20 protein-coding genes are annotated in these 25,616 nt (G+C 68.2%); 7 read left to right on the forward strand and 13 right to left on the reverse strand.

The features are described from left to right. Nucleotides 1-3: 3 nt before the first annotated feature. Nucleotides 4-1,260: an efflux RND transporter periplasmic adaptor subunit gene (locus OU996_RS02235; protein ID WP_267585557.1), complete on the reverse strand. Its 1,257-nt coding sequence runs from the start codon at nt 1,258-1,260 to the stop codon at nt 4-6. Nucleotides 1,261-1,458: 198 nt separating this feature from the next. Here OU996_RS02235 and OU996_RS02240 point away from each other — a divergent pair, with 198 nt between their 5' ends. After that, nucleotides 1,459-2,109, forward strand: a complete 651-nt coding sequence (locus tag OU996_RS02240; RefSeq protein WP_267584051.1) for a TetR/AcrR family transcriptional regulator — start codon at nt 1,459-1,461, stop codon at nt 2,107-2,109. 4 nt (nt 2,110-2,113) lie between these two features. Here the strand turns inward: OU996_RS02240 and OU996_RS02245 are convergent, their stop codons facing one another. From OU996_RS02245 to OU996_RS02290, 10 genes are all read right to left on the reverse strand, one after another. After that, nucleotides 2,114-3,148 carry an Ldh family oxidoreductase gene (locus tag OU996_RS02245; protein ID WP_267584052.1) on the reverse strand — a complete coding sequence of 345 codons (1,035 nt, stop codon included), beginning with the start codon at nt 3,146-3,148 and terminating at the stop codon, nt 2,114-2,116. A gap of 4 nt (nt 3,149-3,152) precedes the next feature. Then, the gene (locus OU996_RS02250; RefSeq protein WP_267584053.1) at nt 3,153-4,190 is read right to left on the reverse strand and encodes a trans-3-hydroxy-L-proline dehydratase; all 1,038 of its coding nucleotides are present in this window, start codon (nt 4,188-4,190) and stop codon (nt 3,153-3,155) included. A gap of 195 nt (nt 4,191-4,385) precedes the next feature. Continuing rightward, nucleotides 4,386-5,486, reverse strand: a complete 1,101-nt coding sequence (locus tag OU996_RS02255) for a cis-3-hydroxy-L-proline dehydratase (protein WP_267584054.1) — start codon at nt 5,484-5,486, stop codon at nt 4,386-4,388. A 150-nt stretch (nt 5,487-5,636) separates the two neighbouring features. Next, complete coding sequence (locus tag OU996_RS02260) at nt 5,637-6,638, reverse strand: 4-hydroxyproline epimerase (RefSeq protein WP_267584055.1); 1,002 nt, start codon at nt 6,636-6,638, stop codon at nt 5,637-5,639. A 10-nt stretch (nt 6,639-6,648) separates the two neighbouring features. Continuing rightward, complete coding sequence (locus tag OU996_RS02265; protein WP_267585558.1) at nt 6,649-7,887, reverse strand: NAD(P)/FAD-dependent oxidoreductase; 1,239 nt, start codon at nt 7,885-7,887, stop codon at nt 6,649-6,651. A gap of 208 nt (nt 7,888-8,095) precedes the next feature. Beyond that, the gene (locus OU996_RS02270; protein WP_267584056.1) at nt 8,096-8,992 is read right to left on the reverse strand and encodes a dihydrodipicolinate synthase family protein; all 897 of its coding nucleotides are present in this window, start codon (nt 8,990-8,992) and stop codon (nt 8,096-8,098) included. Between the two features lie 41 nt (nt 8,993-9,033). Next, complete coding sequence (locus OU996_RS02275) at nt 9,034-9,759, reverse strand: amino acid ABC transporter ATP-binding protein (protein WP_267584057.1); 726 nt, start codon at nt 9,757-9,759, stop codon at nt 9,034-9,036. 8 nt (nt 9,760-9,767) lie between these two features. Further along, nucleotides 9,768-10,421, reverse strand: a complete 654-nt coding sequence (locus OU996_RS02280) for an amino acid ABC transporter permease (RefSeq protein WP_267585559.1) — start codon at nt 10,419-10,421, stop codon at nt 9,768-9,770. A 45-nt stretch (nt 10,422-10,466) separates the two neighbouring features. Beyond that, nucleotides 10,467-11,129, reverse strand: coding sequence for an amino acid ABC transporter permease (locus OU996_RS02285; RefSeq protein WP_267584058.1), 663 nt, complete (start codon nt 11,127-11,129; stop codon nt 10,467-10,469). Nucleotides 11,130-11,221: 92 nt separating this feature from the next. Beyond that, entirely contained in the window at nt 11,222-12,037 is an 816-nt protein-coding gene (locus tag OU996_RS02290; RefSeq protein WP_267584059.1) for a transporter substrate-binding domain-containing protein, read from the reverse strand. Nucleotides 12,038-12,361: 324 nt separating this feature from the next. Here OU996_RS02290 and OU996_RS02295 point away from each other — a divergent pair, with 324 nt between their 5' ends. The 6 genes from OU996_RS02295 (at nt 12,362) to mdoH (ending at nt 23,411) form a co-directional block, all read left to right on the forward strand. Next, a complete protein-coding gene (locus tag OU996_RS02295) occupies nt 12,362-13,048 on the forward strand; it encodes a GntR family transcriptional regulator (protein ID WP_267584060.1) in 687 nt (228 codons plus the stop codon). Between the two features lie 106 nt (nt 13,049-13,154). Continuing rightward, complete coding sequence (glgX, locus tag OU996_RS02300) at nt 13,155-15,218, forward strand: glycogen debranching protein GlgX (protein WP_267584061.1); 2,064 nt, start codon at nt 13,155-13,157, stop codon at nt 15,216-15,218. After that, nucleotides 15,215-16,990, forward strand: coding sequence for a malto-oligosyltrehalose trehalohydrolase (treZ, locus tag OU996_RS02305; protein ID WP_267584062.1), 1,776 nt, complete (start codon nt 15,215-15,217; stop codon nt 16,988-16,990). Before glgX ends, treZ begins: the two co-directional genes overlap by 4 nt. Beyond that, on the forward strand, nt 16,990-19,620 hold the full coding sequence (treY, locus tag OU996_RS02310; RefSeq protein ID WP_267584063.1) for a malto-oligosyltrehalose synthase: 2,631 nt from the start codon (nt 16,990-16,992) through the stop codon (nt 19,618-19,620). Before treZ ends, treY begins: the two co-directional genes overlap by 1 nt. Before the next feature lie 126 nt (nt 19,621-19,746). Continuing rightward, a complete protein-coding gene (locus OU996_RS02315) occupies nt 19,747-21,273 on the forward strand; it encodes a glucan biosynthesis protein (RefSeq protein ID WP_267584064.1) in 1,527 nt (508 codons plus the stop codon). After that, nucleotides 21,261-23,411 (forward strand): glucans biosynthesis glucosyltransferase MdoH, encoded by a 2,151-nt coding sequence (gene mdoH / locus OU996_RS02320; protein ID WP_267584065.1) that lies wholly within the window; start codon nt 21,261-21,263, stop codon nt 23,409-23,411. Before OU996_RS02315 ends, mdoH begins: the two co-directional genes overlap by 13 nt. Before the next feature lie 82 nt (nt 23,412-23,493). Here mdoH and OU996_RS02325 read toward each other — a convergent pair whose 3' ends face one another. Together OU996_RS02325 and poxB are read right to left on the reverse strand one after the other, a co-directional pair. Next, on the reverse strand, nt 23,494-23,760 hold the full coding sequence (locus OU996_RS02325) for a DUF2188 domain-containing protein (protein WP_267584066.1): 267 nt from the start codon (nt 23,758-23,760) through the stop codon (nt 23,494-23,496). A gap of 58 nt (nt 23,761-23,818) precedes the next feature. Continuing rightward, the gene (gene poxB, locus OU996_RS02330) at nt 23,819-25,552 is read right to left on the reverse strand and encodes a ubiquinone-dependent pyruvate dehydrogenase (RefSeq protein ID WP_267584067.1); all 1,734 of its coding nucleotides are present in this window, start codon (nt 25,550-25,552) and stop codon (nt 23,819-23,821) included. Between the last annotated feature and the right edge of the window lie 64 nt (nt 25,553-25,616).

Here is a 25,616-nt window from a genome sequence, read left to right on the forward strand (position 1 = left end):
CTTTCAGTTCGCCGTGGAGGTGCCGGCGCCGGCGGCGCCCGTGCGGGCCTCGCCTTGCGCGACGGCTTCGCTGGCGGCCGGGGCGGCACTCTGCTGGCCGCGCTCGCGCACCTCGCCGGTGGTCTCGTCGACCACCACGTCGACCGGGGTCACGTCCTGGCCGGGGCGGGCGAACTGGCTGCCCTCGACGATGACGCGGTCGCCATCCTTGACGCCGCTATCGACCAGCCAGTTATTGCCGACGCTGCGCCCGACGCTGAGCACGCGCTGCTCGACCTTGTTGTCGGCCGTGACCACCAGCGCCACCGGCTCGCCCTTGGTGTTGCGCGTCACGCCGCGCTGGGGAACGAGGTAGCTGTTGGGGGCGACGCCTTCCTCGATGATGGCGCGCACATACATGCCGGGCAGCAGCAGCCGGTCCGGGTTGGGGAACTGCGCGCGCACGCCATAGGTGCCGGTCGTCGTGTCGACATAGGCGGAGGTGAATTCCAGCGTGCCCGGCAGCGAATAGAGCTGGCCATTGTCGAGCTTGAGCCGCACCTGCACGCTGTCGCCGCTGATCTTGATGCGCCCGTCGCGGATCGCCTGCCGCAGGTTGAGCAGATTTGTGCTCGACTGGGTGACGTCGACATTGATCGGGTCGAGCGTGCGGATGGTGGTGAGCACTGTGTCCTGGCTCGCCGTCACCAGCGCGCCGGGGGTCAGCGTCGACTTGTCGATGCGCCCGCCGATGGGGGCGGTGATGCGGGTGTAGTCGAGGTTGATGCGGGCGGTGTCGACATCGGCCTTGGCCCCGGCGACCTCGGCCTTGGCCTGGGCGAGCGAGGCGACGGCGTCGTCATAGTCCTGTTTGCTGACGGCGTTCTGCTTGATCAGGCCCTCATAGCGATCGACCTTGGACTGGGCGCTTGGCACCGCCGCCTCGGCCTTCTGCTGGCTGGCGACCGCGCTGTCATAGGTGGCCTGATAGCTCGCCGGGTCGATCTGGTAGAGCGCGTCGCCCGCCTTGACCTCGGCGCCCTCCTCGAAGATCCGCTGCTTGATGATGCCGCCGACCTGCGGGCGCACCTCGGCGACCAGCGAGGCGACGGTCCGGCCGGGCATCTCGGCGGTGATCGCCACCGATTGCGGGTGCACCGTCACCACGCCGACCTGCGGACGCCCCTGCGTGCCCGGACCGCCCGGCCCGGCGGCCTGCTGCTGGCTGTCGCAGCCGGCGAGGAGCGTGGTGGCGATGAGGCCGACCCACAGCCCGGCCAGCCGGCGGCGGCGGGACGCCGGGGAGCAGGAAGCGGCGAAAGGCACGGCGGACGTAAGGCGGATCGGTGAGGCCACAGGAGCCCTCGCTATTTAAGAAACTTAAGAGTATCTATATTTAAGAACGGCGGCGCTGTCAAACCAGCGTTTCCATTTCCGAGCGTTGCTCTAAGTTTCCAGGAAGCATGGCAGAGACGAACAATGACACTCGGCGCCCTACCTCCATCTTCAGCCAAGCTTCGCGGCCGACCGAAAGTCATTCCTGACGATCAACAAAAGGAAAGGATCGTCGCGCAGGCGTTCGACCTGTTCTGCGATCGCGGCTACAGCGGCATGAACATGGACGAGGTGGCCGCGCGTTGCCGAATATCCAAGAAGACACTGTACCGCCTGTTCCCCAGCAAGCTGGAGCTGACCGGCGCCATCGTCGACGCGCACCGCCAGTCGATGATCGACATTCGCCCGGAATGGGACCGCCTGCCGCTGGTCGAGGCTCTGCAGCACATGTTCCGCGTCGACATTGACGAGGAGGCAGACCGCGCCCGCACCGCCTTCGTGCGCGTGGTGATGGTAGACAGCGTGGCTTTCCCGGAGCTGCGTTCGCTGGTGGAGACGCGCGGGCGCGATTCCACCCACGCCATGATCGCGGACTGGCTGAAACGCCAGCAGGCGCTCGGGCGGGTGGATGTCGAGGATGCGGCCGTGTCGGCGCGGGTGCTGCTCGACGTCGCCTTCGGCACGCTGGCGGCAGCGGCCGGCCATAGGTGGGAATGGCCGGCCTTCCCGGACTGGCGGGTCTATCTGCGCCGCGCCTTCACCCTCATCGCCAAGGGGCTGGAACCGCGCTCCTGATCATTCACTCGCGCAGGGCGACAAGCTCGCGGTAGAGCGCGGCCGGGACAGTGACGCCCTCGGCCCGCGTGCGCGCCCGCGCCGCGTAGCGGCGCTCGGCCGGCAGCCGCACGCCGGGCTGGGCCTTGGCGAGGGAGAAGATCTCCCGCGCCTCGCCAAGGCGGGCGGGCAGATCCTCCACCCCGAACACCGCAGGATCGAGCGCGATCAGCAGCTCGCCGCCGAGCGGGGGCCCGCCATCGCCATTCTCCACCGCCCGCGCCTGCCGGCTGGTGAGATCGCCGATCAGCGGGCCGGCGACCAGCTCCACCATCAGCGAGAGCGCGAAGCCCTTATGGCCGCCAAAGGGCAGCAGCGCGCCCGTGAGCGCCGCCGCCGGATCGGTGGTCGGTGCCCCGTCCGGGCCGATGGCCCAGCCCTGCGGGATCGCCTCGCCCGCCCGGTGCTTCAGCTCCACCTCGCCGCGCGCCGCCGCGCTGGTGGCGAAATCGAAAATGAACGGCCGGCGCTGCGGGCCCGGCCAGCCAAAGGCCAGCGGGTTGGTGCCGAGCAGCGCCGTGGTGCCGCCCGGCGGGGCGACGCAGCACTGGCCGATGGTGAAGCACCACGCCGCCAGCCCCGCCTCCACCACCGGCTCGATATCCGCCCAGAGCGCGGAGAAATGGTAGCACTCATGGATCGCCAGCGCGGCGATGCCGGTGCGCCGGGCGGCGGCGATCAGCGCGGGCACGCCGGTCTCCACCGCCAGCGGGGCGAAGCCGCGCCGCGCCTCGACGCGCAGCACCGCCGGCGCCGCCTTGACGAGCTCCGGCAGCGCCTCGCGCGCGGCCTTGCCGCTGCGCACCGAGGCGACATAGCCGATCAGCCGGTAGAGCCCGTGCGAGCGGCACTCATCGGCCTCGGCGCGGGCGATGGAGCGGGCGATGGCCTGCGCATGAGGCTCGCTGAGACCCGCCGCGCGCAACGTGCCGTGGCAGAGGGCGTGGACCTCATCGAGCGAAAGGCGGACGGGGGCGGCTTGGGTCGTCTGGTCGGTCACACGTTCAATCCTGCGTCCAGACCGGCCAGGTATCGGCGAGCCGATAGCCGGTCGGCCAGGGGTCGGCAGGATCAAGCATGAGCTGCGACAGATGCGTGACGAAGGCACGCCCCATGATCGAGGGAATGATCGCCGGCCGCCCGCCCAGCGTGGTCGTCGCCTCGATCCGGCATTCGAAACGGGAATCGATGATCGAGCGGCCGATGAAGGTCTCGCCGACGCCGAGCTGCCCCTTGGCGTGCAGCACCGCCATGCGGGCCGAACAGCCGGTGCCGGTGGGCGAGCGGTCGATCTTGCCGGGCCTGATCGCCACCGCGTTCGCCCCCTGCTTCACCCCATCCTCCACCTCCACCGGCGCGGCGAACTGGCAGAACGAGATGTGGTTCCAGTCGGCGTTCTCCGGGTGCTTGAACCCGAGCTGGCGGTTCGCCGCCTTGACGATGCGCATGCCGGTCTCGGCCAGATCCTTCGCCTCGTCCGGGCGGATGGAAAAGCCGAGGGCATGGGCGTCGACGATGACGAAGCTGTCCCCGCCATAGGCGGTGTCGACGGTGAGCGTACCGAGCCCCTCCACTTCCAGCTGCGCATTGAGCTTGTCGGCGAAGGAGGGATGGTTGGTCACCTTGATCCGCTCGGCCTTGCCGTCCCGGCAATAGGCGGTCGCCTCGATCAGCCCGCCCGGCGCCTCCAGCACCATATGGGTTTCCGGCTCGACCATCGGCACGATGCCGGTGTCGAGGAGCACGGTGGCAACGCAGATCGAGTTGGAGCCGGACATGGGCGGGGTGTCCTCCGGCTCCATGATGATCCACGCGGCGACCGCCTTGGGGTTCTTCGGCGGCACCAAGAGGTTCACATGGCGGAACACCCCGCCGCGCGGCTCCTGCAGCACGAAATTGCGCAGCGTGTTGTCGCTGGCGATGAAGCGCGACTGCGCCCACACGGTATCGCCCGGCGGGGGCGCCACCCCGCCGACGATGACATCGCCGACCTCGCCTTCCGCATGGCAGCCGACAATGTGGATGACCTTGGATGAGCGCATGGCGGGCCTCTCGGGTGGGCGGGACCGTCCCCAGCACCGTCATGGCCGGGCTTGGCCCGGCCATCCACGTCTGCTTGCGACGGCGATCAAGTCATGGATCCCCGGGCCAAGCCCGGGGATGACATCGCGCAGCGGGTGCCTCTCTTGTCCCGGACCAGCGACGCCGCAGGCGGAGCGCTGAGCCGGGACACGGGGTCAGATCACCACCACCGGCTCGCCGAGCGCGGCGAAGATGGGTTCGATGCCGAGACCCGGCGTGTCGGGCGCGGTCATGAAGCCGTGGTCGCGCTTGGGCGCGCCTGTGGCGATGTCGACCGTGCCGTAGCTGTTGAAGTCGGTCGCCGAGAAGCAGAACTCCTCCGGCGTCGAGCGGGCGAGATGGGCGATGGTGGCGGTGACGATGTCGCCGCCCCAGGTGTCCTCGATGGTCATCGGCGTGCCCGAGGCGACGCAGATGTCGCGCATCAGCCGCGCCTTGGTCAGGCCGCCGACCTTGGAGATCTTCAGGTTGATGATGTCCATGGCGTCGTCCGCCAGCGCCTTCATCAGCGTGCCGACGCCGTCGATCACCTCGTCGAGCACGAAGGGCCGCGCGGTGCGGGCGCGCACCGACAGGCACTCCTCATAGGTCGGGCAGGGCTGCTCGATATAGACATCGAGGTCCGCCACCTCGGCGCAGATGCGCGCGGCTTCCGCCCGCGTCCAGCCGGTATTGGCGTCGGCCACCAGAATGTCGGAGGGGTCGAGAATCTCGCGGGTGGCGCGGATGCGGTCGATGTCCTGGTCGGCATCACCACCGACCTTGAGCTGGAACTTGGTGTAGCCCTCGGCCTTGTAGCCGGCGATCTTCTTCGCCATCACCTCCGGCGCCTCCTGCGAGATGGCGCGGTAGAGGGCGATCTTTTCCTGCGCCGCGCCGCCCAGCAGCTTGTAGACCGGCAAGCCCGTGACCTTGCCGAGAATGTCCCAGCAGGCGATGTCGATCGGCGCCTTCACATAGGGGTGGCCGCGCAGCACCGCATCCATGTGGCGGTTCAGCACGTTGAGATCGGTCGGGTCGAGACCGATCACCTTGGGGCCGAGTTCCTCAAGGCCGGCGCGCACACCATGGGCATAGGCTGGAAGGTACGCCGAGCCGAGCGGGCAGCATTCGGCATAGCCGGTGATGCCGGCATCGGTCTCGACCGCCACCACGGTGGAATCGAACACCTCGATGAAATTGCCGTTCGACCAGTTGTAGCGGCCTTCCCGAAGCGGGAGCCCGACCTTGTAGGCCTTGATGCCGGTGATCTTCATGGTGGTTTCCGTTGTCTCGACGTCATCCCCGGGCTTGACCCAGGGATCCACGTCTTCCGAGGAAGAGGTCGTCTTGCGAGGGCGAGGTCGTCTGCAGCCGAAGTCATGGATGGCCGGGCCAGGCCCGGCCATGACGGGGAACCGGGAGGCTCACACCACCACGAAGCCGTGGGCCAAGGGGTCGCGGTCGTCGATGAAGATGGTGTTGTAGCCGGTCATCCGCGCCCAACCGCCGATGGAGGGGATGATGGCATTGCGCTCCCCCACCTTCACGGCGGCCTCGACGCGGCCCTTGAACAGCGAGCCGATGATGCTCTCATGCACGAAATCATCGCCCACCCGGAGCTGGCCGAGGGCGGCGAGCTGCGCCATGCGGGCGGAGGTGCCGGTGCCGCAGGGCGAGCGGTCAATGGCCTTGTCGCCATAAAACACCGCGTTGCGCGCCTGCGCTTCCGGGTGACGGGCCGCGCCGGTCCACAGGATGTGCGAGAGGCCGCGGATCTCCGGCTTCTCGGGATGGACGAACTCATATTTGGCGTTCAGCGCCGTGCGCAGGCCGGGGCTCATGCCGACGAGCTGGCCGGCGGTGAAATCGGCCATGTCGCGGAAGGCCGGCTGCGGCTCGACGATGGCGTAGAAATTCCCGCCATAGGCGACATCCACCGTCACCTCGCCGATCTCCGGGCACTCGGCGGTGAGGCCCTGCGCGTAGAGGAAGCCGGGCACATTGGTGATGCGCACCTCCTCCACATATTGGCCGACCTGCGTGTACTCGGCCTTCACCACGCCGGCGGGGGTGTCGAGCATCAGGACGCCCGGCACCTTCGGCGTGACGAGGCCGTGCTCGATCGCCATGGTCACCGTGCCGATGGTGCCGTGGCCGCACATGGGCAGGCAGCCCGAGGTCTCGATGAACAGGATGGCGACGTCGCAGTCCGGCCGCGTCGGCGGGTAGAGGATGGAGCCCGACATCATGTCGTGGCCGCGCGGCTCGAACATCAGCCCGGTGCGGATCCAGTCGAACTCTCTCAGGAAGTGGGCGCGCTTCTCGATCATGGTCGAACCGGTGAGGTTCGGCCCGCCGCCCGCCACCAGACGCACGGGATTGCCGCAGGTGTGGCCGTCTATGCAGAAGAAGCTGTGTCGCGCCATGTGGGTCTCGTCAGAAGCGTGTCGGGCGGAAGGGGGAGAGATCAAGCGACAGCGGCCGCCCGGTGGCAAGCTCGGCCACCAGCCGGCCGGTCGCCGCGCTCTGGGTCAGGCCGAGATGGCCATGGCCGAAGGCGTGGATGATGCGCGGATCGGCGCTCGCCCGGCCGATGACGGGCAGCGAATCCGGCAGCGACGGGCGAAAGCCCATCCATTGCGTGCCGCCCGTCGTCTTCAGCCCCGGCAGGAAGGCCGCGGCCTTGGTCAGCATGGCCTGCGAGCGCTTGTAATTGGGCGGCGCCTTCAGCCCGCCCAGTTCCACCGCCCCGCCGACGCGGATGCCTGTGGAGAGCGGGGTGACGACGAAGCCATGCCCGCCAAAGGTGAGCTGGCGCCGCACATCGAAGGCACCGGGCGGCAGCGTGGTGTTGTAGCCGCGCTCGGTCTCCAGCGGCACGCGGTCGCCCAGCGCCGCGGCGAGCGGGCGCGACCAGGCGCCGCCGGCGAGCACCGCCTGCGCGGCGTTGATCGTCGTGCCGTCGGCGAGGCGCAGGCTGACGCCGGAAGTCTGCGCCTCGACACCCACCACCTCCCCGCTGACGATGCGCGCGCCGCGCGCCATCACCTGCTCGAACAGAGCGAGGGCGAAATGATAGGGGTCGGCCACCGTCTTCCAGTTCGGCGTCAAGGTGCCGGCGACGAAGCGCGGAGCAAGGCCCGGCTGCAGCTGCGCGAGGCGCTCGCCGCGTACATGCTCGAAGGCGATACCCTCGGCCGCCCGCGCCTCCCAGCCCGGCTGCGCGGCGGCAAGCTCGGCCTCGCTCTCATAGAGCTGGAGATTGCCATCGGCGCGCACATGGGAGGCGAGGCCGGCGCCCGCCACCATCTCAGCCATGGCGCTGGCGGCAAGGCGCATCATCGCGCTCTGCACGGTCAGCGAATGGGCGTAACGGTCCGGCAGGCTGGCGCGCCAGAAACGGATGAGCCACGGCGCGATGTTCAGCGCATAGGCGGGCGGAATGGCGAGCGGCCCGAGCGGATCGAGCAGCCATTTCGGTGCCTTGCGCAGAATCCCCGGCGAGGCCAGCGGCAGGATGTCGGTGAAGGCAAAGGCCCCGGCATTGCCGAAGCTCGCCCCCTCGGCAATGCCGCCGCGTTCCACCAGCACGACCGAGCGACCGGCCGCCTGCAAATGGAAGGCGCAGGCGAGGCCGACAATGCCGGCGCCGATGACGGCGATGTCGTCGCTCATGGAGGGAACGCTCACGGGTATGCTCGCGGGGACAGGCTCGGGCATGAGATGGCGGGACCGGCCCACCTCCTCGACGTCATCCCCGGGCTTGACCCGGGGATGACGTCGAGGAGGTGGGCAAGCGGCAGGCAAGTCGTGGATGGCCGGGTCAAGCCCGGCCATGACGGCGCTCGGGGTGGGAGGCTCGCCCCACCCGGATCGCCTCGGTTCACGCCGCCTTGGCGAGCGCCGGGCGGTTCGCCAGCGCGTCCGCGACGATCTTCTCGACCAGGGCGCGCTGGGCGCCTTCGAGCGGCAGGCGGGGGGCGCGCACGCGCTCGGTGGTGCCGGTCACGATCGCCTCGACCAGCTTCAGGTTCTGCACGAGGTAGCTGGACACATCGAGGTCGAGCAGCGGGCGGAACCAGCGGTAGAGCACCAGCGCCTCGTCATAGCGCTTCTGCTTCATCAGCCGATAGAGCGCGACGGTCTCTTCCGGGAAGGCCACCACGAGGCCGGCGACCCAGCCGACCGCGCCGACGGCGAGCGCCTCATAGGCGAGGTTGTCGACGCCGGTGAAGATGTCGAAGCGGTCGCCGAAAGCGTTCTGCAGGTCGATGGTGCGGCGGATGTCGTCGGAAGACTCCTTCACCGCGACGAAGCGCTTGTCCTTGGCGAGCTCGGCCATGATTTCGACCGTGACATCCACCCGATAGGCGACGCGGTTGGAATAGATCATCACCGGCAGGTCGGCGGCCTGCGCGATCGCCGAGAGCGTGCCCACCGTCTCCTTCGGGTTGGTGTGGTAGACGAGGCTCGGTACGATCATCAGCCCGTCCGCCCCGGCGCTGGCGGCGCGCTTGGCAAGGCTGGCGCAGTCGCGCGTCGCGGCGTCGGCAATGGTCATAAGAACCGGGCGACCGCCAGCCACGGATTTCGCGGTCTTCAGCACGGCGAGGCGCTCGTCATGGGAGAGCATCGGGCCTTCGCCGAGCGAGCCATTGACGATGATGCCGTCGACGCCGGAGGCGATCTGGAACGCGAAGCAGCGCTCCATCTCGGCATGGTCGAGCGTGTCATCGGCGTTGAACTTGGCGGTTACGGCGGGAAAGACGCCCTGCCACATGGGAAGCACTCCTGAATCGTTGAAAGGGATCGTCCGGGTCGTCAGAGGACGGATTTGAGGAAGGCGACGGTCTCGGGCTCGCGGGGAGCGCCAATCACCTGCGCCGGCGGGCCGATCTCGTGGATCCGGCCCTTGTGGAAGAAGGCCACGCGGTTCGAGACCTCGCGGGCAAAGGCGATTTCATGGGTGACCACGATCATCGTCATGCCCTCGGAAGACAGGAGCCTCATCGTGTCCAATACCTCGCCGACAAGCTGCGGGTCGAGAGCCGAGGTCACCTCGTCGAACAGCATGTAGTCGGGCGACATGGCGAGCGCGCGGGCAATCGCCATGCGCTGCTGCTGGCCGCCGGAAAGCCGGGAGGGATAGACCTTCAGCTTCTCGGCAAGGCCGACATGGGAGAGCTTTTCCACCGCGATGGCCTCGGCCTCGGCGCGTGACTTGCCGAGCACCTTGCGCGGGGCCAGCATCACGTTTTCCAGCACCGTCAGATGAGGGAAAGCGTTCCACTGCTGGAAGACGATGCCGATCTTGCGGCGCAGCTTGTTGAGGTCGGTGGCGCGCGCATGGACATCGGTGCCGTCGACGAGGATGTGCCCCGCATTGATCGGCTCCAGCCCGTTGATGCACATGAGCAAAGTCGACTTGCCCGAGCCCGACCCGCCGATGACGGAGACGACCTCGCCCTTCTCGACGGTCATGGTGACGCCCTTGACCACGTCCAGCGCGCCGAAGGATTTGTGAACGTCCTTGATCTCGATCGACATGGGTTTTCTCAGTCGTTTTCGCGCCAGCGCTTCTCCAGCCGCGCCCCGAGGCGGGCGATGGGGAAGCTCATCAGGAAATAGATCAGCCCGGCGATGGAGAGCACGAAGAGCGGCTCCTGGATGCGGGTGACGATGACCTGCGAGGAGCGCAGGAGCTCGACCACGCCGATCCACCACACCATGGCGGTGTCCTTCATCACGCCGAGCGTCAGGCCGATCCAGCTCGGCAGGGCGACGCGCAGCGCGATGGGGAAGACGATGGCGGTGAGATCCTGCGTCCAGCTCAGGCCGAGCGAGCGGGCGGCGCGCCGGGTGGTCGGCGGCACGGCGAGGAAGCCCGAGCGCACGATCTCCGTGCAGTAGGCGCAGGTGTAGAGCGCCAGCACCACGCAGCCGACGGTGAAGGAATCCCAGCGAATGCCGATGATGGTCTTGAACGAGTTGGCCAGCACCAGCTGGATCAGCAGCGGGATCGAGCGGAACACGTCGAGCACGATGCCGATGGGCAGGTTCACCCACCACGGCGCGATGGCGCGGATGACGCCGAACACGATGCCGAGCAGCGTGCCGCCCAGCACCGCCCAGAAGGTGAGCGCCAGCGTCACCCCGGCGCCCTTCAGCATGAACATCAGGTCGTTCAGCGAGAAGGAGGTGTCGAACAGCCCGGCGAAGAAGGTGGAGATGGAGGAGAACATCGGCGGATCTCCTCAGTAGCGGAACAGGCGCCACGCCAGCAGGCGGGCGGAGAGGGTGACGAGCTTGGCGAGCAGGTAATAAATCACCGCCGCCAGCGCGAAATATTCGAAGGTGCGGAAGGAGCGGACATTCAGCTCCTGCGTCACGCCGGTGAGGTCGTTGTTCAACCCGACGATGACGCCGAGCGAGGTCATCAGGATCGCCCAGACCATCTGGTTGGTGAGGGGATAGAACACCACGCGGAACATCTGCGGCAGCACGATCAGCCGGAACGCCTGGATCTGCCCCATGCCGAGCGAGCGGGCGGCGCGGATCTGCGTCGGCGGCACGGCGCGCAGGCCGCCGCGAAAGGTCTCGGCGAGATAGCCGGCATTGTTGAAGGTGATGCCGGCGAGCAGCGCCGGGAAGCTGTCGAGATGGATGCCGAGCGAGCCGAGGCCGAAATAGGCCATGTAGATCTGGAACAGCGCCGGCGTGTTGCGGGCCAGCTCGATCCAGCCCGTGGCGAGGCCCCGCAGCACGCGGTACTTCGAGCCCGAGCCCAGCGCCAGCAGCACGGCGAAGAACACGCCGAGCAGCATGGAGAGCACGGCGACCTCAAGCGTCACCAGCGCGCCCCACAGCATGTCGGGCAGCGCACGGAACGCCGGCAGCCAGTGAAAGGTGTAGTTCATCGCGGGGTGCTCGTGGTCGGCAGGCGATGGGTGAGAGTTTCAGGCGTCATCCCGGACGGCGGGCCGTCCGGGATGACGCCTTGGTCGCAGGCTCAGCGATAGACGCCGGGCACGGTCAGGTCGGGCGCGGTGCCGAGGCCGATCCACTTGTCGTAGAGCGCCTTGTAGCGGCCGGTGCGGACCTGCTGGTTGATGAACAGGTTCAGGTAGTTGATCAGGCCCTGCTCGTTGCGCAGGGCGATCAGCGCGACATAGTCGATGTCATAGGGCGCATCGCCGCCCATCATCAGGCCCTTGAACTTGCCGTCCTTCACGGTCGCGGCGGCGACGGTGGAGGTGACCACCGTGGCGTCGATCTGGCCCTGCGCCAAAGCGAGGAACACGTCGGCCTGGTTCTGGTAGGCACGGAAGGTGGTGCCGGCGCCCCAGGCCTTCACGTCTTTCTCCAGCGCCAGCGCCTCGAAGGTGCCGGAGACCGAGCCGGTCTTCTTGCCCTTCAGGTCGGCGTAATCCTTGATGCCGAGCCCGTCCTTGGTCAGCACCACCATCTTGAAGGCGAAATAGGGAATGGTGAAGCCGGCGGTCTTGGCGCGCTCCAGCGTGTCGGAGGTCGAGGCGACGCCGACATCGACGCGGCCGGAGACCAGCGCGGGAATGCGGTCGGGGAACGGCGTCTCGACGATCTCCGCCTTCACGCCCAGCGCCTTGGCGAGGTCGTTGCAGTAATCGACGTCGAAGCCGATCGGGGTGTTGCTGGCGTCGCGCGAGCCCATGGGCGGGAAGTCGAGCACCACCGCGCAGCGCAGCGTGCCGGAAGCGATGATGTCGTCGAGCTTGTCGGCCTGCGCGGGCAGCGCGCAAGCGAGCGTGAGTACCGCGGCGGCGAGTGCGCCGAATGCCTTGGCCATGACGGCTCTCCTTTTGGAAGGTGTCCCGTGATTCTGGGCCGCCCTCGGCGGGTGGAACGCGACCTCGGGGCTCTTCCCGATGGCTACGTCCCTGGCTCGTCAGCGGCGGCGGAGGGAGCTTCCAATTTTTGGATCCAAGTTGCAATATCCTTTTTACAGCATACGCTGCGAATTTCTTGGGCATGGCGCCCGGCTGCCCGCCGGCGGGGCTCTGGCTTCCAGGGCCTTGAGATTGCAGTGTTGGCAAAATCATCAGGCCGCTCGAATCGCGGCCGGCAGCACAGACACGGCGAAAGCCTGGCAACAGGCGCCGGAGGGGATCAGGTGAAGGTCAAGGCAACGGACATCGCCCAGATGGCATCCGCCTCGGACGTGATCTTCGAGGCGCTGCGCGAGGCCATCGCCAAGGGCGACCTCACCGAGGGCCAGACGCTCCGCCAGGACCACATCGCCAAGATGTTCAATGTCAGCCGCATCCCGGTGCGCGAGGCGCTGACCCGGCTGGAGGAACAGGGCCTCGTCTCGACCCAGCGCTACCGCGGCGCGGTGGTCGCCACCCTCTCCATCGACGAGGTGCGCGAGATCTTCGAGTTTCGCGCGCTGCTGGAGCCGGAAATCCTGCGCTATTCGGTCGAGCGCATCTCCGCCGCCGGGCTGGAGACCGCCAAGCGCTACGCCCAGGCCTTCTCCACCGAGCCGGATTCCTCGCATTGGGGCGAGCTGAACCGGCAGTTCCACTACACGCTCTATGAGGCGGCCGGGCGGCCCTATTATCTGCAGACCATCCGCACCGCGCTCGACCGCGTCGACCGCTACCTGCGCGCCCAGCTCGTGCTCACCGACGGCATGGCCCGCGCCCGCCGCGAGCATGAGGGCATTCTCGACGCCTGCATCGCCCGCGACGCCGACACTGCCGCCCGCCTCACGCGCGAGCATATTCTCGGCGCCTGCGCCTCGCTGGTCAGCTTCCTCGAGCGCACCCGCGCGGCGCGGGACGACGCGAAGGGCTGAGCCGGCCCGGCGGACGCGGCGAAAATTCTGAGGCATGGCGGAGGAACGCGGGGCGGGGCGGCGTCGTTGACAGGCACCTTTCACCTGAAACGAGTACCGCCCCCGCATGCGCACGGTCCTGCCCGGCTCCGCCTTTCCGCTCGGTGTCACGGTTGACAGCACCGGCACCAATTTCGCCTTGTTCTCCGACAACGCGACCGGCGTCACGCTCTGCCTGTTCGACCGCTATGGCGAGACCGAGGTCGAGCGGATCGACCTGCGCGAATGCACCAACGGCGTCTGGCACTGCCATCTGCCCGGCGTCGGGCGCGGGCAGGTCTATGGCTGGCGCGTGCATGGCCCCTGGGCGCCGGAAGCCGGCCACCGCTTCAACGCCAACAAGCTGCTGCTCGACCCCTATGCGCGCATGCTGGTCGGCAACATCAAATGGGACGACGCGCTCTATGGCTACACGATCGGCGCGGGCGACGACGCCGACCTCGTGATGGACGCGCGCGACAGCGCCCCCTTCATGCCCAAGGCGCGCGTGGTCGCCGGCACGCCGATGGCCTCAACCGGCCATCCCCGCGTCTCCTGGGCCAAGACCGTCATCTATGAAGGCCATGTGCGCGGCCTCACCATGCGCCACCCGATGATCCCGGAGACGATCCGCGGCACCTTCACCGCGCTCGGCCAGCCGGAATTCGTCGACTACATCGCCAAACTCGGCGTCACGGCCGTGGAACTTCTGCCGGTCCACGCCTTCGCGCAGGACCGCCACCTCGTCGATGCCGGCCTGTCCAATTACTGGGGCTACAACACGCTGAACTTCTTCGCCCCGGAGCCGCGCTATCTCGGCGAGGACGGGCTGGAAGCGATCGGCGAGGCGGTCGACCGGCTGCACCAGGCCGGCATCGAGATCATTCTCGATGTGGTCTACAACCACAGCTGCGAGGGCAATCATCTCGGGCCGATGCTCTCCTTCAAGGGCATCGACAACGCCTCCTACTACCGGACCCTGCCCGGCAATCCCCGCTACTATGACGACATGACCGGCTGCGGCAATTCGCTGAACACCGATCATCCGCGCGTGCTGCAAATGGTGATGGACTCACTGCGCATGTGGGCCGGCACCTACGGCATTGACGGCTTCCGCTTCGATCTCGCCACCACGCTTGGCCGCCGCCCCACCGGCTTCGATCCCGGCCACGCCTTCTTCAACGCCATCCTTCAGGATCCCACCCTCGGCGGCCTGAAGCTGATCGCCGAGCCGTGGGACATCGGCCCCGGCGGCTACCAGCTCGGCGCCTTCCCGCCCGGCTTCTCGGAGTGGAACGGCGACTACCGCGACAAGGTGCGCGAGTTCTGGTGCGGCTCGGAAGGGCTGATCGGCGCCTTCGCCACGCGCTTCGCCGCCTCGCAAGACATCTTCTCGGAAGGCCGGCGCCGGCCGTGGTCGAGCGTGAACTTCATCACCGCCCATGACGGCTTCACCCTGCACGACCTCGTCACCTACAACGACAAGCACAATGACGCGAATGGCGAGGGCAACCGCGACGGCCACGACGACAATAAGAGCTGGAATGGCGGCGTCGAGGGCGAGACCGACGATGAGGGCATCAACGCGCTGCGCCGCCGCCAGAAGCGCAATCTGATCGCCACGCTGTTCCTCAGCCAGGGCGTGCCCATGCTGCTGGCGGGCGATGAGCGCTCCAACTCGCAGGGCGGCAACAACAACGCCTATTGCCAGGACAATGAGATCGGCTGGGTCGACTGGTCGAATGACGACCCGGAACTGCCGGCCTTCGTCGCCCGCCTTGCCGATCTGCGCAAGCGCCACTCCTCGCTGTCGCGCCCGGAATTCCTCACCGGCGCACGCAACGAGATGGGCCAGCCGGATGTCGCCTGGTTCAACACCGCCGGCGAGCGCATGCGCGAAGAGGACTGGGCCAACCCGCACTCCAAATGCATCACCGTGCGCCTCGCCCCGGTGATGCCCGACGAGCCCTCGCTCGCCATCATGCTCAACTCGTCGCATGTCGATGTCGAGGTCGTCGCCCCGCCGGTGCAGTCCGGCGGCTGGGAGGCCGTTCTCGCCACGGGCGACGATCTTGAGGGTGGCCGGCTCGGCGGCGGGCAGGGCTTCACCCTGCCGGCGCGCACCCTGCTGGTCTGGGAATGGCGCGCATGAGCGACACCCCGCGCCGCCACATCTCCCGCCACTTCGGCCCGGAGCTGACCGCTTCGGGCGCCCGCTTCCGCCTCTTCGCGCCGGACGTGCCGGCGGTGGACCTTGAGATCGAGGGGCGCGCGCCGGTCCCCCTCACCCGCACGGATGACGGGTTCTTTGCCGGCGAAGTAGACGGCCTCGCCCCCGGCGCGCGCTACCGTTTCCGCATCGGTGAGCAGACGGTGCCCGACCCCGCGTCGCGCATGCAGGCGGACAACGCCGATGGCTGGAGCGTGCTGGTTGCCCCGCCCGCGAACCTTCCCCGCGCCTGGTCGAAGCCGTGGCACGAGGCGGTGATTGCCGAGGTGCATGTCGGCACGGCGACGCCGGCCGGCACGTTTGCCGGCCTCATCGAGCGGCTCGACCATTACCGCGACGCCGGCTTCACCGTCATCGAGCTGATGCCGGTCAACGATTTCCCCGGCCGGCGCAACTGGGGCTATGACGGCGTGCTGCTCTACGCGCCCGACCGCGCCTATGGCACGCCGGATGATCTGCGCGCGCTGATCGACGCCGCCCATGCGCGCGGCCTCGGCGTGATGCTGGACGTGGTCTACAACCATTTCGGCCCGAGCGGGAATTACCTGCCGCTCTATGCCAAGAGCTTCTTCCGCGAGGACATCTCCACCCCCTGGGGCCCGGCGATCGACCTTGAAAACCCGCTGGTGCGGGACTTCTTCAGCCAGAACGCCGCCTATTGGCTGGCTGATTTCGGCTTCGATGGCCTGCGCTTCGACGCGGTCCACGCGCTCGCCACCGACGGCGCGGAAACTTTCCTGCGCGAACTCGCCGGCGCCTGCCGCGCGGTACGGCCCGATGCCTTCCTCGTGCTGGAAAACCACGACAACATCGCCGAATGGCTGATCCGCGAGGACACGCTCTACACCGCGCAGTGGAACGATGACTGGCACCACGCGCTGCATGTGCTCGGCTCGGGCGAGACCACCGGCTATTACGCGCCCTATGCGACGGACGCCTCCGAGGCCGCCGCCCGCGCGCTCGGGCAGGGCTTCGTCTATCAGGGCGACCCGTACCCCGATGCGGACGGCCATCCGCGCGGCACGAAGTCCGATCACCTGCCGCCCGACGCCTTCGTCAGCTTCGTGCAGAACCACGACCATATCGGCAACCGCCCGCTGGGCGACCGGCTCGCCGGCACGCTGCCGGCCGAGCGGCTCGCCGTGCTGCGTTTCGTGCTCATGCTGTCGCCGGAAATCCCCATGCTGTTCCAGGGCGAGGAAGCCCTGCTGCCGACGCCCTTCCCGTTCTTCTGCGACTTCGAGGGCGAGCTGGCCGACGCGGTGCGCAAGGGCCGGAAGGCCGAGTTCGGCGATTTCTTCAAAGCCCATGGCGAGGCGGAATTCCCCGACCCGCTGGACGAGGCGACCTTCCGTTCCGCTGTCATCACAGATGAGGCGCTGAGGAGCGAGGCCGCGCGGGCGGCGCTGGCTGCCTTTGCCGCGCTGGCGGAGGCCCGCCGCCGCCTCGTCTGGCCGATCACCGCCACGCCCTATCGCGGATCGGCGGTCGAGCGCAGCGGCGACGCCCTGCTCGCCCGCTGGCGCTATGAGGGCGGCGAGCTCGTCATGGCGCTCAACCTTCAGGACAGCCGCAGCACCATTCACGCCCCGTCCGAACCGCCTGACGCCCGCGTCGGCTCCATGGCCCAGCCCGCCCCCGGCCTGCTCGCCCTCGGCCCCGTCGCCGCCGCCTTCTGGAGCTTGCCCGCCTGATGACGACGATGCCCGCCCCGATGCCCGCCCCTTGGCCCGCCCTCACCGCCACCTACCGGCTGCAGTTCCACCGCGACTTCCCGTTCAGCAAGGCCGAGGCGCTGGTGCCCTATCTCGCCCGACTCGGCATCAGCCATCTCTACGCCTCGCCCATCACCGCGGCGGTGGCGGGCTCGACCCATGGCTATGACGTCGCCGACCCCACACGGGTGAACCCGGAGCTCGGCGGCGAGGAGGGGCTGCTCAGCCTGTGCGCGGCGCTGGAGCGCCATGGCATGGGGCTCATCATCGACATCGTGCCGAACCACATGGCCGCCTCTACCCAGAACCCGTTCTGGCTCGACATGCTGGAAGGCGGCCCCGACAGCCCCGCCGCCCGCATTTTCGACGTCGCCTGGGAGACGGGCCGGCTGGTGCTGCCCGTGCTCGGCGATCCGCTTCAGGCGACCATCGAGGCCGGGCAGATCACCCTCGCGGTCAATGAGGCACGCGGCGGCATCGACGCGGTGGTCTATGGCGAGCAGCGCTTCCCGCTAAGGCAGGAGAGCATCGCCGAACTGGTCGCCCGCCTGCCGGCCGCCGTCCACATCGCGGCTGCGGCGGGGAGCACGGACACATCGGACTCATCGGCCAATCCGCTGGACACACCGGCCTCATCGTCCACCACACTGCACTCATCGTCCACGCGGTTTCAGGGCGGCCGGATCGACCTGTCCGGGCTCGATCCGGTAACCCGGCTCGCCTTCGATACGGTGCTGGCGGAGGCAGATATTACCTCCCTGCTTGAGGCCCAGCACTGGCGCCTCGCCTGGTGGCGCACCGCGGCGCATGACCTCAATTACCGCCGCTTCTTCAACATCACCGATCTCGCCGGCGTGCGCGTCGAAGACCCCGAGGTGTTCGAGCTGGTTCACCGCCTGCCGCTCGATCTCGTCCGCCGCGGCCTCGTTCATGGCCTGCGCGTCGACCATATCGACGGGCTTGTCGATCCCGCATCTTATTGCGATCGCTTGCGAAACGCCGTCGGACCGGACGTGCTCATCGTCATCGAGAAGATCCTCGAACCGGGCGAGACGCTGCGCGACTGGCCGATCGACGGCACCACCGGCTATGAGCGGCTGAACGACATCAATGGCCTGTTCGTCTCTAGCGAGGGCTATGCCGCCTTTGAGGAGGCGCTGCGTCAGCGGCATCTTGTTACCGGCACCGCCACCACCCGCCTCGCCAGTGCCAAGGAGCAGGTGCTGGAGGCGAGCCTTTCCACGGAAGTGGAGACGCTGACCACCCTCGCCCGCGACGGGCTCGATGCGGAGATGAAGGCGGGCGACCTGACCGAGACCGCGATCCGCAACGCCGTGGTCGCCCTTCTCGTGCATTGCCCGGTCTATCGCTCCTATGCCACCGAAACGTTTTCTCCTGAAGATTCAGCCATTTGGCAGCAGATCAGCGACGCCGTCGCGGCGGCGGAAGACCCGCTGACCACGGCCGCGGCGCAGGTGCTGCTCGCTCGCATGGCCGCGCCGCGGAACGACAGCGATCGGCAGTTCCGCGTCCGCTTCCAGCAGCTCGGCGGCCCGGCCATGGCGAAGGGGTATGAAGATACCGAGCTTTACCGCACGCCGATCCTGCTCTCCGTCAATGAGGTCGGCTCCAGCCTCGACCACCCCACCCGTTCGGGCGAAGAAGTTCACGCCATCTTCACCGCCCGCGCGGTGGAAAAGCGTCGCGATCTCAACCCGCTAGCGACACACGACACCAAGCGCGGCCCCGACACCCGCGCCCGTCTCGACGCGCTGAGCCAACGCCCGGCGCTGTGGCTGAACTTCCTGGCGACGCAGGAGACGGTGCTCGGCAATCTGGTGGTAACCGAAGACGGGCGGATGATGCCCGACGCCATCGATCAAGTGCTTATCCTGCAAACGCTTTTGTCGGCCTGGCCGATCTCGCCCGAGCGCATGGACGGCTATCTCACCAAGGCGCTGCGCGAGGCCAAGCGGCACTCCAACTGGGAGACGCCGGACGAGGCCTATGAGGCCGCCGCCAAGGCGTTCAGCGCCGCCATCCTCAGCGAGGAACGCGGCGCCCCGGTGCGGCAGGCGCTGGAAGCACTGGTGGAGGCGCTCGCGCCCGCCACGCGGCTCGTCAGCCTCGCCCAGACCGCGCTCCAGCTCACCCTGCCGGGCACGCCAGATATCTATCAGGGCACGGAATTCCGCGATTTCTCGCTGGTTGATCCCGATAATCGCCGCCCCGTCGACTGGGAGCGCCGCAGCGCCGCACTGGAAGCCGGCGCAGGCGATGACAGCGATGCCGATGCCGAGAAGCTGGTATTTTCACACCTCCTGCTGAATCTGCGCCGCGCCAACCGCGCCCTCACGGAGGGCGACTACCGCCCGCTCGACCTGCCCGCCTCCGATTGGGGCTGGTTCGGCTTCGAGCGGCGCCAGGGCGATCAGGCGGTGCGGGTTATCGTGCCCACCCGCCTGCCGCCGGAGACCACCGATGCCCTCGCCCTCCCCGCCCCGGCGGAGCCCGGCTGGCGCACGCTGGAGGGCGAGACGCTGGAGCCCGGCACCGCCCCGATTCCCCGCGACGCTCGCTATCCCCTTGTGATCCTTCACAAAGGCTGATCCCACCCGCGCCGCGCACGCGAACCACGGCGCATAAAGCCGGTTGGCGATGGAACCGGGCACCGTCTTGCGGCTTGTCGAGGTTGCACCGCACCAACGGTGCGCGGGCAGCGAGCGAGGGTGAGAATGCGGCGGCGCGACGTTCTTCTGGGAGCGGCCATTCTGGCGGTAACAGGTTCCGGCATCTGGCCCGCGACCCGCGAAGACGCGGAGGCGCAGGCCGACAAGCCCACGCGCTTCGACGCCCAGACCGTGCGCCAGCTCGCGCGCGAGCTGGCCGCGCGCCCCTATGCCAACCCCGACCGGCAATTGCCCAAGGAACTCAACGACCTCAGCTACGACCAGTACCGCAATATCCGCTTCAACCCGGACCGCGCGCTCTGGCGCGGCCAGGGCACGCCGTTCGAGGCGCAGCTGCTGCATCGCGGCTTCCTGTTCCGCGACAAGGTGGAGATCTACACGGTCACCCAGGGCGAGGCGCGCCGCGTCGAGTATGCGCCCGGTCTGTTCCGCTTCGAGCATGGGCTGCAGCCGCCCGACCCCAAGCTGGACCTTGATTTCTCAGGCTTTCGCCTGCACAGCCCGATCAACCGGCCGGACTATCTGGACGAGGTCGCTGTGTTCCAGGGCGCGAGCTATTTCCGCGCCCTCGGCAAGGAACAGGTCTACGGCACCTCGGCGCGCGGCCTCGCCATCAAGACGGCGGACGCCGGCGGCGAGGAATTCCCCATCTTCAAGGCGTTCTGGATCGAGGAACCCCGCGCGGGCGTCGATTCCATCGTCGTCCACGCCCTGCTCGACAGCCCGAGCTGCGCCGCCGCGCACCGCTTCACCATCCGGCCGGGCACCTCGACCGTGATGACGGTGGAGATGACGCTGTATCCCCGCACCGATGTCGACAAGGCGGGTCTCGCCTCGCTCACCAGCATGTTCATGTTCGGGCCGAATGACCGCGACGGCATCGACGATTTCCGCCCGATGGTCTGCGACGCCGACGGCCTCGCCATCGTCACCGGCACTGGCGAGCGGCTGTGGCGCCCGCTCTCCAACCCCAAGCGGCTGCAGATTTCCTCTTTTGAATCAACGAACATCCGCGGCTTCGGTCTGATGCAGCGCCAGCGTTCCTTCTTCGACTATCAGGATCTGGAGGCGCGCTATGAGCGGCGCCCCAGCGTCTGGGTCGAGCCGATCGGCGATTGGGGCGAGGGCGCGGTGCATCTGGTGGAAATCCCCACCCCGGAGGAAGTCCACGACAACATCGTCACCTATTGGCGACCGAAGGAGCCGCTGCGCAAGGGACGGGAGTATTATTACACCTACCGCCTGCATTGGGGCTGGGACAGCCCGGACCGGCCGGAACTCGGCCGCTTCGGCCTCACCCGCGTCGGCGGCAATGCCGAGCGCCGCCAGTTCGTGCTCGATCTCGTCGGCGACAGTATCAAGAACCTGCCACCGGAAGGGCTCTCCGCGCGCGTCACCGCCGGCACCGGCACGATCTCCAATGTCGTGCTCCAGCGCCACCCGGACATTGAGGGCTGGCGCATCGCCTTCACCTTCGAGCCCAAGGGCGCGGATCTCGCCGAGCTGCGCGCGGAAATGCTGCGCGGCGAGGAAAAGCTGGCCGAAAGCTGGGTTTACCGATGGACGGCGTGACGCTGGAGCGCGCGCCGGCGCTCGGCCACGACGCCCCGGCGGCACTGGCGGATGCCCTGCCCCCCGAGGCCCCGCTCGCCATGCCCGTCCAGTCGCTCTGGCAGGCACCGCGCGCGTCCCATCCCCCGGGACCGCGCCTCGCTTTGTGGCTGCGCCGGGCCTTCGTCTTCCTCGGCGCCGCCGTCCTGACGATGTTCGCCGCGCATGAGATGTATCTCGTGCTCGATGTTGGCGGGCTGACGGTGCTGGAAGGCGTGGTGCTGGCGCTGTTCGTCGTGCTGTTCGCCTGGATCGGCTTCTCCTTCACCAATGCGCTCGGCGGGGCGATGGCGATGCTCGGCCGCCGCGTCGATCCGCTCGGCATTGCCACGGCGACGCCCGCCCCGCTGACGCAGCGTACCGCCATTCTCATGCCGACCTATAATGAGGCGCCGGCGCGCATCTTCGCCGGGCTGCAGGCGACCTATGAATCGGTGGAGGCGACCGGGGCCATCGACGCTTTCGACTTCTTCATCCTCAGCGACACCACCGATGCCGATGTGTGGATCGCCGAGGAAGCCGCCTTCCTCGCCTTGCGTGAACGCACCGGGGGGCATTCCCGCCTATTTTACCGCCGCCGGCCGAAGAACATCGACCGCAAGGCCGGCAATATCGGCGAATGGGTGACGCGCTTCGGCGGGGCCTATGAGGCCATGCTGGTGCTCGACGCCGACAGCGTGATGACCGGGGACTGCATCCTCGCCGTCGCCGGCGCCATGGAGCGCCACCCCCATGTCGGGCTGATCCAGACACTGCCGGTCATCGTCGGCGGGCGCACGCTGTTCTCCCGCATGCAGCAATTCGCCGGGCGGCTCTATGGCCCGATGCTGGCGGAGGGCCTCGCCTGGTGGCACGGGCCGGACAGCAATTACTGGGGCCACAACGCCATCATCCGCACCCGCGCCTTCGCCGGCAGCGCCGGGCTGCCGCATCTGAAGGGCCGCAAACCCTTTGGCGGACATATTCTCAGCCATGATTTCATCGAGGCGGCGCTGATCCGGCGCGGTGGCTGGGCGGTACATATGGTGCCCTGGCTGAAGGGCTCCTATGAGGAAGGCCCGCCCGCCCTCACCGATCTCGCCGTGCGCGACCGGCGCTGGTGCCAGGGCAATCTCCAGCACGCCGCCGTGCTGCCGGCGCGCGGGCTGCACCCGGTGAGCCGCATCCATCTGCTGACCGGCATCGGGTCGTATATTACCGCCCCGCTCTGGCTCATCATGCTGATCGCCGGCCTGATGACCGCGCTGCAGGCGCGCTTCGTGCCGCCGGATTATTTCCCCTCTGAATTCTCGCTGTTCCCCAACTGGCCGGCGCAGGATCCCATTCGCGCCGCCTGGGTGTTCGTCGGCACGATGGGCGTGCTGCTGCTGCCGAAGGTGATCGCCTACCTCGTCATGCTGACCGACCCGCCGACCCGCCGCGCCTTTGGCGGCGGCATCCTCGCCTTCTTCGGCATGATCGGCGAGACGCTGATCGCCGGCCTTGCCGCCCCCGTCATGATGCTCGCCCAGTCCTCGGCGGTGGCGACCATCCTCGCCGGCCGCGATGGTGGCTGGAATCCGCAGCGGCGCGATGACGGCACGGTGGCGCTCGGCCCGACGCTGCGCCATTTCCTGCCGCACACCCTGTTCGGCATGGCGCTCGGCGGGGCGGCGCTGGCGATCTCGCTGCCGCTGTTCCTGTGGATGCTGCCGGTGGTGCTCGGCCTCGTGCTCGCCGTGCCGCTGGTGGTGTGGACCAGCACGCGCTGGCCGCTCGTCTTCCGTGCCATATTGACGATACCGGAGGAGCGCGCCCCGCCGCCGGTGCTCACCCGCGCCTTCGTGCTTGCCCGGCAGCTTGCGGCCGAGGCGGGCGAGGAAGAAGCCGTGCAGCGGCTCGCGGGCGACCCGGTTCTGCTCGCCGCGCATCGGCGAATGCTGCCGGCAGCTGAACGCCCGCCGGGCGACTATGCGCCCGAACGCCTCGTCGCCCGTGCCAAGGTGACGGATGCCGCCCGCCTCGACGAGGCTCTGCGCCTGCTCACCCCGCGCGAGAAAGCAGCAGCACTCGGCGACGGGCCCGCGCTCGACCGGCTACTCGCCCTCGCCCGCGCCTGACGACGCTCATGAAAACGGGGGCCAACGCCCCCGCTTATAGGTATCATTACACCCAAATTCCGGCACCCTGCGGCGCCTGCTGTCAGCCTCTGGCGGCCCAGTTCGGATCGGTGTCGGAGACCTCGGTTTCCGGCCGGTCGAACCCCTGCGCGGTCTCCTCGTGCCAGGCGCCCTGCGCATCCTGATAGAGGATCGGGCGCGTCTCGCCGGGCATGGACTGGCGGGCGGCGGCGTCGCGGGCGGCGTTCAGCGCCGCTTCATGGGTCGGGTGCGTCTCGGAGAAGACATCGCCGAGCTTGTAGGCCCATCCCCCGTCATGTTCGACGATCTCGTAGCGAATATGGGTCATGGTGCAATCCTCCTGGCAGGGAGAACCCGCGCGCGGCGGCGCGGGTTCCGGCCCACTCTCAGCGGCGCAGCAGATTGGTGCGGGCGAGATCGAGCACCTCGTCGCCGCGCCCGCTCATCACCGCGCGGATCATCCAGAGGCCGAAGCCCTTGGCCTGCTCCAGCCCGATGGTCGGGGGCATGGAGAGTTCCTGCGTGGCGGTGACGACATCGAGCACCGCCGGCCCATCATGCGCCAGCACGCCCTTGACGGCGGCCGGCAGGTCGCCGGGATCCTCCACCCGCACGCCGTGAATGCCCATGGCGCGGGCCATCGCCGCGAAATCGGGATTGTCGAGATTGGTGCCGATCTCGACGAAACCATTCGCCTTCATCTCCAGCGCAACGAAGCCGAGCGTGCCGTTGTTGAAGATCACCACCTTCACCGGCAGCTTCTGCTGGGTCAGCGTGATGAGGTCGCCCATCAGCATGGTGAAGCCGCCATCGCCGGAGAGCGAGACCACCTGCCGGCCGGGATAGGCCGACTGGGCGCCGATGGCGTGCGGCAGCGCATTGGCCATCGAACCATGCACCAGCGAGCCGAGAAGACGGCGCTTTCCGTTCATCTTCAGGTAGCGCGCGGCCCAGATGGTCGGGGTGCCGACATCGAAGGTGAACACCGCATCCTCCGCCGCCGTCTCGCTGACCAGCCGCGCGAGATATTGCGGGTGGATCGGCGGGCGACCGGCCGTGCCGGTGGCGAGGTCGTCGAGGCCGCCCCGCACCTTGCGGTATTTTTCAACCATCGTGTCCAGATGGGTGCGGTCGGCCTTGGCGGCGAGTTTCGGCAGCAGCGCGTCGATGGTCAGCCCGACATCGCCGACGAGGCCGAGATCGAGCTTGCAGCGCCGCCCGAGCTGTTCGGGCCGCACGTCGATCTGCGCGATGGTAATATCGGAAGGGAAGAACTGCTTGTAGGGAAAGTCCGTCCCCAAGAGCAGCAGCACGTCGCAATCATGCATCGCCTCATAGCCGGAGGAGAAGCCGATGAAGCCGGTCATGCCGACATCATAGGGATTGTCATACTCAACGAATTCCTTGCCACCGAGCGCATGGACGATGGGGCTCTTGAGCTTTTCGGCCAGCGCCATCAACGGCTCATGCGCCCCGGCGCAGCCGCGCCCGCAGAACAGGGTGACGCTGCCCGCATTGTTGAGCAGATGGGCCAGCGCATCGATCTCGCCCTCGGCCGGCACCACGCGCGGAGCGGGCGGCAGCAGGCCGGCATTGGGCGCGCTCTTGCGGGCCGGCGCCGGCTTCAACGCCACATCGCCGGGGATGACCACCACCGCGACACCGCGCTTGCCGACGGCGGCGCGGATGGCGTTCTCCAGCACATAGGGCATCTGCTCGGGGCTGGAGACCAGCTCGCAATAGACGCTGCATTCCTGGAACAGGTTCTGCGGGTGGGTCTCTTGAAAATAGCCACCGCCAATCTCCTGCGAGGGGATCTGCGCGGCGATGGCGAGCACCGGCGTGCGGCTGCGCTGGGCATCGAACAGGCCGTTGATGAGGTGGAGATTGCCCGGCCCGCAGGAGCCGGCGCAGACCGCGAGCTGCCCGGTGAGCTGCGCCTCGGCGGAGGCCGCAAAGGCCGCCGTCTCCTCATGGCGCACATGCACCCAGTCCAGCGCGCCGGTCTCGCGGATGGCCTCGGTGAGCCCGTTCAGGCTGTCCCCGACGACGCCATAGATGCGCCGGACTCCGGTCTGGTGAAGCGTGGAGACGATGAGATCGGCGACGTTGGCGGCCATGTTTTCACCTCGTTGAACCGAGCGCCTGCTCACGGCGAAGGCGCTCACCTGCCTCGACACCCCC

The organism is Ancylobacter sp. SL191 (genome assembly GCF_026625645.1).
In the GTDB taxonomy this organism is placed as follows: Bacteria; Pseudomonadota; Alphaproteobacteria; order Rhizobiales; family Xanthobacteraceae; genus Ancylobacter.

Excerpts from the sequence above, each read along its gene's own strand:
- OU996_RS02325 (WP_267584066.1), bottom strand. The coding sequence starts at position 23,760 with ATGACCCATATTCGCTACGAGATCGTCGAACATGACGGGGGATGGGCC.
- OU996_RS02240 (WP_267584051.1), top strand. The coding sequence starts at position 1,459 with ATGACACTCGGCGCCCTACCTCCATCTTCAGCCAAGCTTCGCGGCCGA.
- OU996_RS02290 (WP_267584059.1), bottom strand. The coding sequence starts at position 12,037 with ATGGCCAAGGCATTCGGCGCACTCGCCGCCGCGGTACTCACGCTCGCT.
- poxB (WP_267584067.1), bottom strand. The coding sequence starts at position 25,552 with ATGGCCGCCAACGTCGCCGATCTCATCGTCTCCACGCTTCACCAGACC.
- treY (WP_267584063.1), top strand. The coding sequence starts at position 16,990 with ATGACGACGATGCCCGCCCCGATGCCCGCCCCTTGGCCCGCCCTCACC.
- OU996_RS02315 (WP_267584064.1), top strand. The coding sequence starts at position 19,747 with ATGCGGCGGCGCGACGTTCTTCTGGGAGCGGCCATTCTGGCGGTAACA.
- treZ (WP_267584062.1), top strand. The coding sequence starts at position 15,215 with ATGAGCGACACCCCGCGCCGCCACATCTCCCGCCACTTCGGCCCGGAG.
- OU996_RS02255 (WP_267584054.1), bottom strand. The coding sequence starts at position 5,486 with ATGAAGATCACCGGCATCAAGGCCTACAAGGTCGGGCTCCCGCTTCGG.
- OU996_RS02285 (WP_267584058.1), bottom strand. The coding sequence starts at position 11,129 with ATGAACTACACCTTTCACTGGCTGCCGGCGTTCCGTGCGCTGCCCGAC.
- OU996_RS02275 (WP_267584057.1), bottom strand. The coding sequence starts at position 9,759 with ATGTCGATCGAGATCAAGGACGTTCACAAATCCTTCGGCGCGCTGGAC.
- glgX (WP_267584061.1), top strand. The coding sequence starts at position 13,155 with ATGCGCACGGTCCTGCCCGGCTCCGCCTTTCCGCTCGGTGTCACGGTT.
- OU996_RS02265 (WP_267585558.1), bottom strand. The coding sequence starts at position 7,887 with ATGAGCGACGACATCGCCGTCATCGGCGCCGGCATTGTCGGCCTCGCC.
- OU996_RS02270 (WP_267584056.1), bottom strand. The coding sequence starts at position 8,992 with ATGTGGCAGGGCGTCTTTCCCGCCGTAACCGCCAAGTTCAACGCCGAT.
- mdoH (WP_267584065.1), top strand. The coding sequence starts at position 21,261 with ATGGACGGCGTGACGCTGGAGCGCGCGCCGGCGCTCGGCCACGACGCC.
- OU996_RS02260 (WP_267584055.1), bottom strand. The coding sequence starts at position 6,638 with ATGGCGCGACACAGCTTCTTCTGCATAGACGGCCACACCTGCGGCAAT.
- OU996_RS02250 (WP_267584053.1), bottom strand. The coding sequence starts at position 4,190 with ATGCGCTCATCCAAGGTCATCCACATTGTCGGCTGCCATGCGGAAGGC.